We start from the raw sequence: 11,445 nt of genomic DNA on the forward strand, positions 1-11,445 counted from the left end.
ACATACGTATGAGGAAGCTGCAGAGATCATATACCGGACATATGAATACTATATCTACAGATATCCACAGAAACGTTTTCATGGGAAGACTGCGTACCAGGTAAGACAGGAAGCACTGACTGCAAATACACCGGAACAGTATCCGATTGCACCAAACAGAAGAATAGAACGATTCTGGGAAGGGATTGAGAAGAGCAAAGCAAAACACCAGGCGCAAGCACAACAATAAAAAACAAGGCCAAATCTAATTGACCTTGCTTGGTAGTTGTTTTGGATATTTTCTCTGTCTACTTGACAGGGATCATATCACAATGTCTGCCTGTTTTAATAGTTCAACGCATTCCGGATTTCTAAAATCGCCATTGCCTTCAAGTAAGGTCATAACGTTTTTCTTGTTTTTCAGTAAATACTCAACATCTGCAAGGTCTGTTCGCCCGTCACCGTTTTCGTCCTTTACTTCTTTGATTTCAATGCGGTAAGGGTGGCGTTTTTCTTCTATTGGCACAGAGTTTGGTTGAGGAAGAAAAGAAAGCTGTCCGTCTGGTTCTTGGAAAAAATCAAGCTCTTTTCCGATAATTTGAGATGTTGCATAACAAGTCGCAATCAGCTTTTTCAAGCCTAACGAATTAAAGTTCATCGCAAAGTACTTAAAAAAATTGCTTTCAAAAGGGTCGTCACAATTGCAAAGAACTGTCTTCCCCCTGAAATATGATTTGTAATGCTTCAGTTCGCTTTCAATCAAAGAGAGCTGTGTATAAAATTCATCTTGCTTGTTTCTTGCAGAATCATTTAAATTACTATTTCCTGCCATTATACTTTGCCGCCTTTCTCAGTATTATTCAGTATATTAACTATGTCGACAAGCGTATAGCCAAGCGCGACATAAAGTTTAGATATTCTGTCCATTGAAACGAGTTTGCCATTACCATTTAGGCAAGATCGTATAAGTTGATACTTTTCTGTTTGTGCATTTCTAATCTAGCTGTGCCTTTACTCAATAAACATAATTCAAAATTAGTTAATAATTATATTCTTGTCTTATTGGTTGATAGAATAAATCTATGGAAAGTATAGCATAATCAGGCGAAGAATGAAACATACTGCCGTAAGGTAATAAGTAACAAGAAAAAATAACTTTCACTAAGTAACTGAATGTGACTTTAATTTTGAATGAAGAATAACCTGTTAAACTTGTAAACATATTGAATAATCAAAATGAAGTTTGAATAGAAAGAGGAGAGTCTATGGAAATTAGGCTTTACTCTTATAAAATAATTGTTTCATTATCATCAGGAATATATAATCTTCCTGAATAATATTGTTTCGCTTCATCACGATAGATTTCTTTACGGACAATAATATGATCATCTTCCGTATGATACAACAATAAGTTTTCAACATGATATTTCTGTGCAATCATAGCTGCATCTTTAACTGTTGAATGATGTTTCTCATAGGGCTTATAGATTTCCTTGTCTTTGTAAAGACAGAAGGCTTCATGTAAAAGCCATTTCGCATTACTTACATATGAGGCATTAAGTTCATTCAATGGTTCATCACCACAACATACGAGATACCCTTCATCTAGTTTCATCATATAACCAAACTGTTTAGCTTTTGTGGAATGAATGTCAAAGAAGGTTACTTCATGACCAATAATATTCTTCATTTCACCGTTCGTTACAACGACAAGATGCAACCGTTCATCAATAAGGTTTGTTTGTTTTGTAGTAAGAAGTTTATTGGCTAAATCACGAAGTAATGCAATGACCTCGTCATGGCCATAGATATAAGCTTCTCCCTCGTATTCCCCGGAAAGCATTTTTTGGAGAATCAGACGCATGATCCAGATGATACCAAGTAAATGATCAATATGTTTATGGGTAATCATGATGTCATGAATATTTCGATAATCGATATTGTTGTCTTTAAGACGTTTGAGTATCTCGTTGCCGCCTCCTCCATCGACAAGAAAATATTTGTCATTCTCTTCAAATACATAACATGTATTATAACATTCAGTTACTAGTGCACTTCCTGTACCAAGCATCGTAAGTTCCATAATAATCTCCTTATTCCATTCTATTATACAAAACTTTACATACGATAGATGAATAACTTTACAAAAAAGAGTTTAAAGTGAAAGCGTATATATGATAAAATAAGATGGTTTGTCAAAAAGAGAGGTATAATATGAATCAATATGATGTAATAGTCGTTGGAGCTGGTCCTGCTGGGATTATGGCTTGTTATGAATTGTATTTGAAGAAACCTGAATTAAAGGTATTACTTGTGGATAAAGGTCATGATGTTATGTATCGTCATTGTCCTATCAAGGATAAAAAGATTAAGCGTTGTCCAGAGATTAAAGAAGAACAGCCAGGTTGTTTACCTGCTTGTTCAATTACATGTGGTTTTGGTGGTGCTGGTGCGTATTCTGATGGGAAGTTCAATATAACTAGTGAGTTTGGTGGCTGGTTAACGGACTATCTGCCTGATGATGAGGTTGTGGATGTGATTAAGTATGTTGATGAACTTTATTTAAAGCATGGAGCGACAAAAGACATCACTGATCCTACAACCGATAAAATTCGGGAAATTGAGAGACGTGGTTATGCTGTTGGCTTAAAATTGCTTCGTGCTAAGGTACGTCACTTAGGCACTGAAGAAAACCTAAGGATTATGACAGAAATGAGTGAAGAACTCAAAAAACATATCGATATGCGTTTTAAAACTGCTGTCAAAGATATTATCGTGGAAGATAATAAAGTTGTTGGTGTTGAGCTTGAAAAGGGGGATAAGCTTTATGCCAATGATGTATTGCTTGCCCCTGGTCGTGATGGTGCAACCTGGCTTGATCATATTCTCAGCCAGCATGATATTAAGATGTATAATAATCAGGTTGATATTGGTGTACGTGTGGAAACAAGCAATGTTGTTATGGATGAAATTAATGAGAACTTATATGAAGGAAAGTTTATTTATAATACATCTGTTGGAACTAAGGTCAGAACATTCTGTTCTAATCCAAGTGGACATGTTGTCATAGAAAACCATGAAGGGACAATGATGGCAAATGGTCATAGCTATCATGATCCTAAACTTGGTTCCCATAATACAAACTTTGCCTTGCTTGTCTCACATCAATTCAGTGAACCTTTTAATCAGCCTAATGAATTTGCCCATGCGATTGCGAAACTTGCCAACAAGCTCTCTAATGGTTCAGTTATCGTACAACGCTATGGTGATATTAAAAGAGGTCGTCGCAGTACAACAAAACGTATCAAAGAAGGCTATACAATACCAACATTACCAGAAGCTGTACCAGGTGATTTAGGTTTAGTATTACCTTATAATACAATGAAATCCATTATTGAAATGATTGAAGCACTTGATCATGTGACACCTGGTATTGCGAATGACCATACACTTCTTTATGGTGTTGAAGCAAAATTCTATTCTGCAAGACCAAAAGTCCGCCCAGGTTTTGAAACAGAGATTGATCATCTCTATGTTGCTGGTGATGGGGCAGGTCTAACAAGAGGTTTAGCTCAAGCTGGCGCAAATGGTATCTTAGTCGCAAGACATATTATTGAAGAGAAACAATAGTTTCTCTTTTTTAATAAGAATAATTATGAAATAAACAAATATTAATAGAATAATTTGGAAAACAAGACAAATGGTTGTTATGTTGTTGACTTTGGTGAGCGAGATTTATAGAATGTGTCTAAACCAGTGAGGTGGAAGTAAAAATAGAAGATGTATTCACAGAGAGCTTATCGTTGCTGAGAGATAGGTAATGGCAGTCTATTAAATGGGCCACTGAGGGCGAAGAGGAAATTCTTTGACGTAGGGCTTACGTTAGTAGCCAGTGATTTGATGGAATCATGATTATACATGACAAGGTGGCTAAACGATTTTTATCGTCCTTGAGGATTATTCCTTAAGGACTTTTTTTATAGGAGGACACAGGTGTATGTTTGAACCAAGCTTAGAAGATATGACAAAGATGGACGTGACAGGATATCGTTATATCCCACTTAGAAAAGAAATCTATAGTGACTTCTTTACACCTATAATGGTCCTTAAAAAATTACGTAGTATCACGGACCACTGTTTCATTCTTGAAAGTAATGAACATAGTAATCAATGGGGACAATATTCATTCATTGGCTTTCATCCAAAACATGAAATTACTTGTAATAATTATCGTTTAACTTTTGATGGCTTTGATGAAGGACGTAAAGATCCAACAAAGTATATACGCCAGTTCATGAATCATCATAAAAGTATGAAATTAGCACACTTCCCAACACTTACGGGAGGATTAGTTGGTTTCTTTAGCTATGACTATGCGAAATATCATGAAAAGGCACTTAAACTTGTTGAAAAAGATGATACGCATTTTAAGGATGTAGATTTAATGTTCTTTGATGAAATCATCTGCTTTGATCACTATAAACAAAAGATATCCATCATTGTTAATGTTGAAACAGACAATATAGAAGAAGATTACCACAAAAAATGTGAACGTATTCTAGAAATAGAAAATATCATTAAATATACAGAAATGAAATTTGAAGAACCACTTCGCTTAAAAAGTGCATTTACACCACAGTTCTCAAGAGAAGAATATTGTGCAAAGGTTGAAATAGTAAAGAAACATATTATTGAAGGGGATATCTTTCAAGCCGTACTAGCTAATCGTCTTGAAGCAAAGTGCAGTGGCTCACTTCTTGATACCTACCGCATACTAAGAACGACAAATCCTTCACCCTACATGTTTTATTTCCATTCTCAGACACTTGAAGTAGCTGGGGCTTCACCTGAAACAATGGTGAAATTAGAAGATGGAATTGTTTCAAGTTTCCCAATCGCCGGGACAAGACCAAGAGGCAGAAATGATGAAGAAGACGAAAGATTGATAGAGGATCTGCTTAAAGATGAAAAAGAACTTGCAGAACATAATATGCTGGTGGATTTAGGAAGAAATGATTTAGGCAGTATTTCAGAAATAGGCAGTGTTAATGTTGATAGCTATAAAGAAGTACTGAAGTTTTCGAAAGTCATACATATTGCCTCGAAAGTCTCTGGTAAGCTAACGAAAGATAGAGACGCTCTCGATGCCTTAGAACATACCTTGCCTGCTGGAACACTTTCCGGGGCACCTAAAATTCGTGCTGTCAATATTATTAGTGAACTAGAGGGTGTTAAAAGAGGCATTTATGGCGGTGCCATTGGTTATCTTGATTTAACGGGTAATATGGATACATGTATTGGTATTCGTCTTGCTTATAAGAAAGCAAGTAAACTCTATGTATGTTCAGGAGCGGGGATTGTGGCTGATAGTGTTGGTAATAATGAATATCAGGAATGCTTTAATAAAGCTGCTGCTGTTATTGAAGCGTTGAAAGAGGCAAATGGAGGTATTGATGTATGATCGTACTCATTGATAATTATGATTCATTTACTTATAACCTTTATCAGCTTATTGGTCAATTTGATCATGAGATCGTTGTAATCAGAAATGATGAAAAAAGCGTTGAAGACATCAAGAGCTTAAAGCCACGTGCCATCATCATTTCACCTGGTCCAGGAAGACCAGAAGATGCTGGTATTTGTGAAGAGCTTATTCAAAAATGCCAAAAAAACTTTCCTATACTAGGTATATGTTTAGGTCATCAGGCAATTATCGAAAGCTTTGGCGGAGCAGTGGACTATGCGCCAAATTTAATGCATGGTAAATCTTCAACAATAACAATTGATACGACTTCACCTATTTTTCAAGGAGTAAGTGAAAGAACAGTTGTAGGAAGATATCATTCGCTAGCTGGCAGTGAGAATAACTGGCCAGATATATTAGAGATTATTGGTCGTAGTGATGATGGTGCCATCATGGCTATCAAGCATCAGGTTTATCCCATCTATGGCCTGCAATTCCATCCTGAATCCATCCTGACAAGTGAGGGGGAGAAAATGATCAAGAATTTCTTAAAGGAGACAAGTTATGATTAAAGAAGCTATAGAGAAAATTGTGAATAAAGGCGATCTTACATATGAGGAAGCCTATCAGGTGATGAATGAAATCATGCGTGGACAATCAACACCAACACAGAATGCTGCCTTTCTTGCCGCATTAAGTACAAAATCTACAAAAGCAGAAACCATCGAAGAAATATCAGGCTGTGCTGCAGCCATGCGTGAACTCGCCACACCTGTAGAACATCCAGACTTTGATGTCTTAGAAATTGTTGGAACAGGAGGCGATGGTGCCCATTCTTTCAACATTTCAACGACAAGTGCCTTTGTGATTGCGGCAAGTGGTATTAAAGTGGCAAAACATGGCAATAGAGCTGCTTCATCACTTTCAGGAACAGCGGACGTACAGGAAGCTCTTGGCGTAAATATTCACCAGGATCCTATTAAAGCCAACCAAATGTTGAAAGATGTCGGGCTATGTTTCCTCTTTGCCCAGCAATATCATTCAGCTATGAAATATGTTGGCCCAATTCGAAAAGAATTAGGATTTAGAACAGTATTTAATATTCTTGGACCAATTACTAACCCTGCGAAGCCAACAATGTTCCTGCTTGGGGTTTATGATGAATATCTTGTTGAACCTATTGCGAAAGTACTTGATAAGCTAGGTGTAAAAAGGGCCCTCGTAGTCTATGGTCAGGACAAGCTTGATGAGATTTCAGTAAGTGCACCAACGACTGTATGTGAACTTAAAGATGGCTATTACCGCACAACAACAATTCAGCCAGAAGACTTTGGCTTAGTACGTGGTCAAAAGGAAGAATTAGTAGGCGGTGATGCGAAAGAGAATGCAGCTATTACAAGAGGTATTTTAAGTGGTGAAATTCAAGGAACAAAACGCAACGCCGTTCTTTTAAATGCAGGAGCTGCTCTTTATGTAGGTGGCGAGGCTGATGATATTTCCCAGGGAATACAAAAAGCAGCAATGTTTATTGATAATGGGCAAGCCTTACAAAAACTAGAAGAATATATTAAAGCAAGTAATGGATGAAAGATATGATTATTGATGAGATTGTAAGAAGTACTGAAAAAAGAATACAAAGGGAGAAGCAGTTGGTCCCTTTAGAAGAAGTGAAAGAGCAGGCTTATAAACTTCCCAAATCACATTTTCGTTTATATAACACACTCAAAGAGCCTGCTCTTTCCTATATATGTGAAGTCAAGAAAGCCTCACCTTCAAAAGGGGTGATTGCGCAAGACTTTGATTATTTAAAAATTGCGAAAGAATATGAAGATATTGGTGCTCATGCCATATCAGTTCTTACTGAACCGGATTATTTTCAAGGGCATCTGAGTTATCTAAAGGAGATTAGTGAAGAGGTTAGCATACCTACACTAAGAAAAGATTTCATAATTGATGAATATATGATTTATCAAGCAAAGATTGCGAAAGCAAGTGCAGTATTATTGATTAGTGGCATATTGACGTTAGAACACCTCAAACACTATTTATCCATATGTCATGAACTTGGCTTAGATGCCTTAGTTGAAGCACGTGATGAAGAACAGCTCCAAAAAGCTATTAAAGCACAGGCAAGAATTATTGGGGTGAATAATCGAGACTTAAGAGATTTTAGTGTTGATATTCATCATTCATTACGTTTCCTGAATATGATACCTGAAGATGTGTTATTTGTGAGTGAGAGCGGTATTCAAGAGAGAAGTCAGATTGTGGAACTTGAAGAGCATCATGTGAATGGTGTGCTGATTGGAGAAACTCTCATGAGAGCTCGCGATAAAGGTGCTATGTTGAAGAGGTTAAAAGGTGAAAATTAAGATATGTGGTCTTTTTAGAGAAGAAGATATAACTTATGTCAATAAATATAAACCAGATTATATTGGTTTTGTCTTTGCGAAAAGTACAAGACAGGTGACAAAAGAAAAGGCCAAAAAGCTCAAACAACTACTTGATCCTGATATTCAGGCTGTTGGTGTATTTGTGAATGCACCAATTACTTTCATCAGCGAAGTTGTGCAAGACCATATTATTGATCTTATACAACTTCATGGACAAGAAGATGAACGTTATATCAAGCAGCTTAAAGAAGCCGTTGATGTACCCATTATCAAGGCCATCCGTGTTGGTAAAGATGAAATGAAAAGCTATGATGTGAATTATTATCTTTTGGATGGTGTACAGCCTGGAAGTGGGCAAAGCTTTGACTGGAGTCAAATACAAGAACTTAATCATCCCATCTTTCTAGCTGGGGGAATATCCAAGAATAATATCCAGAAAGCATTAAAAACAAATGTTTATGCCTTAGATATATCAAGTGGTGTTGAAAAGCAAGGTGTAAAGAATGAAGCTTTGATTAAAGAAGTGATTAGGAGTGTTAGAAATGGCTAAAGGTAGATATGGTGAATTTGGGGGACAGTATATTCCTGAAACCCTGATGAATGAGATACATAAAGTAGAAGAAGCATATGAGTTTTATAAGAATGATCCAGCATTTAATGAAGAATTGAATACATTATTGAAAGAATATGCAGGAAGACCTTCATTACTCTATTATGCAAAGAAGATGAGTGAAGATTTAGGTGGGGCAAAGATATATCTTAAAAGAGAAGATTTAAATCATACTGGGTCTCATAAAATCAACAATGTCCTAGGTCAGGCTTTAATGGCCAAAAAGATGGGCAAGAAACGCCTCATTGCGGAAACAGGTGCCGGACAGCATGGCGTGGCAACAGCTACAGCAGCCGCTCTTCTTGATTTAGAGTGTGATATCTTTATGGGAAAGGTCGATACAGATCGCCAGGCTCTTAACGTTTATCGTATGGAACTCTTAGGTGCTCATGTTCATCCTGTTACGACAGGTACAATGACCCTCAAAGATGCAGTCAACGAATGTATGCGTGAATGGACAAAACGCGTTGATGATACACTCTATTGCCTAGGCTCTGTGATGGGTCCCCATCCATTCCCTATGATGGTAAGAGATTTCCAATCCGTAATCTCTAAAGAAGCACGTGCACAGATTCTTGAAAAAGAAGGCAAGCTTCCTGATATTGTCATGGCCTGTGTTGGCGGAGGAAGTAATGCCATGGGCACTTTCTACAACTTCATTCCTGATCAAGATGTCCAGCTCATTGGTTGTGAAGCAGCTGGCAAGGGCATTGATACGCCAGAAACAGCCGCTACTATTAACACTGGATCGATTGGTGTTTTCCATGGTATGAAATCACTTTTCTGTCAGGATCAATATGGTCAGATTGCTCCAGTCTACTCCATCTCAGCAGGCCTGGATTATCCTGGTATAGGTCCAGAACATGCCTATCTCGCCGCAACTAAGCGTGCCAGCTATGTCGGCATTACTGATGATGAAGCAGTTGATGCATTTGAATATCTCGCAAAGACAGAAGGCATCATTTGTGCTATTGAAAGTGCTCATGCAGTCGCATATGCTAAGAAGATTGCCGGAAGTATGCGTAAAGACCAAATTATTATTGTTTGTCTATCTGGTCGAGGAGATAAAGATGTAGCCGCAATCGCAAGATATAGGGGGAAAGAAATCTATGAATAGAATACAAAATGCTTTTAAAGATAAAAAAGCCTTTATCGCTTTCTTAACAGCTGGTGATCCAACCCTAGATCAAACCAAACGCTATATTCATAAAATAACAGAAGCAGGGGCATCGCTGATAGAAATAGGCATACCTTTCAGTGATCCTATTGCTGAAGGACCAACAATACAAAATGCGAATGTTCGTGCATTAAAAAATGATGTTCATACAGATAATGTCATGACCATGGTCAAAGAAGTCAGAGAAGAAGGTATTGATATTCCATTATGTTTTATGACATATTTAAATGTTGTCTTTCATTATAGTTATGATGCATTCTTTAAGAAATGCCAGGAAGTTGGTATTGATAGTATTATTATTCCTGATCTTCCCTATGAAGAAGCTAAGGAAGTCAGCAATGTCTGTACACAATATGGTGTAAGCCTGATATCCATGATTGCCCCAACATCAAAAGAACGTGTCAAAATGATTGCCCAAGAAGCAGAAGGCTTTATCTATCTTGTATCATCAATGGGGGTTACCGGAACACGTTCCAATGCAGCTTTTGCCTTAAATCTACCCGATATTGTTGAAAGCATTAAAGAAATCACGCAAACACCAGTCGCTGTAGGCTTTGGAATCCATAATCCAGAACAAGCCAAGGAAATGGCAAGTTTTGCGGATGGTGTTATTGTCGGAAGTGGCATTGTCAATATTATTGCGAATCAAGATCAGGATGTTGAAGATGCAGTTTATAACTATGTCAAAGATATGTGTGCAGTATTATAATTTAAAACAGTCCCATCTCTATTTAAGAGATTGAGACTGTTTTTCATTGGAATTATATATTACGTGGAATGATTATAATAATTGTTGAAAATAGAGAGCTATGGTTTCTATACAGTCCTTTGTTTGAACGCAGGTGCCAATACGATCAAAGAAACCATGATCCATACCTTGATAACGAACAAGCGTACAAGGAATATGATGATCGATTAATCTTTTCGCAAATTGATCATTTGATAGCCGGTAATAATCATATTCTGCTTCAATAAGAAGAACATGGGAAATATTCTGTAAATGCTTTGTATAGAGGGGAGACAAGCGTTCATCACAGTAGTCATGTACATGATAGGCATAGAGATGTACCATTAAGTCATTAAGTAGAATGAATCTATTGAGTCTTGTCTTCATATAATCTTTTTGTGTCTCAATGATTGGATAATGATCATATGACCAGTAATTGAGTTGTTTATTATTGATGACATCAAGAGCTGCATAGATAGGGATGGTTAAGGCGATGGACTTTCCTAACTCTGTAGCACTAATGGCTAAAGCAAGTGCACCACCAGCACTTTCACCACATATAGCAACATGTTTAGAATCAATTTGCCATAATTCAAGATGGCCTAAAAGCCATTCTGTGACTTCTTTACAATCATTATAGGCAGCTGGGAAAGGAGCTTCAGGGGCAAGACGATAGTCAATTGACACAACCATTGCTTGTGCACATTCACATAGATATTTACATGGATTTGTCGAAACACATGAACTTCCACCAATATAACCGCCACCATGAATAAAGATAATCATATGGTTTGTTGGAGTGTTAGGTTTAAAAATCCTAATTGGAATCTGGCGGTCTTTTAAAGGAATGAGTAGAGTTTCTATTTTTATTGGAGTGCTTGTTATATCATTGTTAGGTGAACCCATTGTTTGCCTTAAAGCTAAGGCATCTATTGACTGATTATCTTGAGAAATATCAGTTTCAAGAATAAAACCACTCTTTTTCACTTTTTCAATAACTGTTGGATCAAGAATATGTAGTTTATTTGTATGAGGTATACGTTTAAAGAGCAGGTTTGTATCTTTATAGAAGGGAATATTGTTGACTTCAAGCAT

General features: G+C 37.0%; 12 protein-coding genes. 9 read left to right on the forward strand and 3 right to left on the reverse strand.

Translation table 11 applies throughout. From position 1 onward, the window contains the following. Positions 1 to 229, forward strand: a 229-nt coding sequence (locus T529_RS13275; RefSeq protein ID WP_033163181.1) for a hypothetical protein, incomplete at its 5' end; no start/stop codon positions are given. Between the two features lie 72 nt (positions 230 to 301). Here T529_RS13275 and T529_RS0108440 read toward each other — a convergent pair. Together T529_RS0108440 and T529_RS0108445 are read right to left on the reverse strand one after the other, a co-directional pair. Further along, the gene (locus tag T529_RS0108440; RefSeq protein ID WP_033163195.1) at positions 302 to 811 is read right to left on the reverse strand and encodes an adenine-specific methyltransferase EcoRI family protein; all 510 of its coding nucleotides are present in this window, start codon (positions 809 to 811) and stop codon (positions 302 to 304) included. Between the two features lie 453 nt (positions 812 to 1,264). After that, a complete protein-coding gene (locus tag T529_RS0108445) occupies positions 1,265 to 2,062 on the reverse strand; it encodes an MBL fold metallo-hydrolase (protein ID WP_033163182.1) in 798 nt (265 codons plus the stop codon). 131 nt (positions 2,063 to 2,193) lie between these two features. Between T529_RS0108445 and T529_RS0108450 the strand changes: the two genes are divergently transcribed. The 8 genes from T529_RS0108450 to trpA all read left to right on the forward strand — a co-directional run bounded on the left by T529_RS0108450 (position 2,194) and on the right by trpA (position 10,332). After that, positions 2,194 to 3,609 carry an NAD(P)/FAD-dependent oxidoreductase gene (locus T529_RS0108450; RefSeq protein WP_033163183.1) on the forward strand — a complete coding sequence of 472 codons (1,416 nt, stop codon included), beginning with the start codon at positions 2,194 to 2,196 and terminating at the stop codon, positions 3,607 to 3,609. 367 nt (positions 3,610 to 3,976) lie between these two features. Beyond that, the gene (locus T529_RS0108455; protein ID WP_033163184.1) at positions 3,977 to 5,440 is read left to right on the forward strand and encodes an anthranilate synthase component I family protein; all 1,464 of its coding nucleotides are present in this window, start codon (positions 3,977 to 3,979) and stop codon (positions 5,438 to 5,440) included. After that, entirely contained in the window at positions 5,437 to 6,015 is a 579-nt protein-coding gene (locus tag T529_RS0108460) for an anthranilate synthase component II (RefSeq protein WP_033163185.1), read from the forward strand. The genes T529_RS0108455 and T529_RS0108460 overlap by 4 nt, the downstream gene beginning before the upstream one ends. Next, positions 6,008 to 7,030: an anthranilate phosphoribosyltransferase gene (gene trpD, locus T529_RS0108465; RefSeq protein WP_033163186.1), complete on the forward strand. Its 1,023-nt coding sequence runs from the start codon at positions 6,008 to 6,010 to the stop codon at positions 7,028 to 7,030. Before T529_RS0108460 ends, trpD begins: the two co-directional genes overlap by 8 nt. Next, positions 7,027 to 7,815 carry an indole-3-glycerol phosphate synthase TrpC gene (gene trpC / locus T529_RS13310; RefSeq protein ID WP_238560800.1) on the forward strand — a complete coding sequence of 263 codons (789 nt, stop codon included), beginning with the start codon at positions 7,027 to 7,029 and terminating at the stop codon, positions 7,813 to 7,815. Before trpD ends, trpC begins: the two co-directional genes overlap by 4 nt. Next, positions 7,805 to 8,386, forward strand: coding sequence for a phosphoribosylanthranilate isomerase (locus T529_RS13315; protein ID WP_033163187.1), 582 nt, complete (start codon positions 7,805 to 7,807; stop codon positions 8,384 to 8,386). Before trpC ends, T529_RS13315 begins: the two co-directional genes overlap by 11 nt. Then, positions 8,379 to 9,563, forward strand: coding sequence for a tryptophan synthase subunit beta (trpB, locus tag T529_RS0108480; protein WP_033163188.1), 1,185 nt, complete (start codon positions 8,379 to 8,381; stop codon positions 9,561 to 9,563). The genes T529_RS13315 and trpB overlap by 8 nt, the downstream gene beginning before the upstream one ends. Next, on the forward strand, positions 9,556 to 10,332 hold the full coding sequence (gene trpA / locus T529_RS0108485; protein WP_033163189.1) for a tryptophan synthase subunit alpha: 777 nt from the start codon (positions 9,556 to 9,558) through the stop codon (positions 10,330 to 10,332). Before trpB ends, trpA begins: the two co-directional genes overlap by 8 nt. Positions 10,333 to 10,404: 72 nt before the next feature. Here trpA and T529_RS0108490 read toward each other — a convergent pair whose 3' ends face one another. Further along, the gene (locus T529_RS0108490; RefSeq protein WP_033163190.1) at positions 10,405 to 11,445 is read right to left on the reverse strand and encodes an alpha/beta hydrolase; all 1,041 of its coding nucleotides are present in this window, start codon (positions 11,443 to 11,445) and stop codon (positions 10,405 to 10,407) included.

The sequence above is a fragment of the Sharpea azabuensis DSM 18934 genome (genome assembly GCF_000702165.1).
Taxonomy (GTDB): domain Bacteria; phylum Bacillota_I; class Bacilli_A; order Erysipelotrichales; family Coprobacillaceae; genus Sharpea; species Sharpea azabuensis.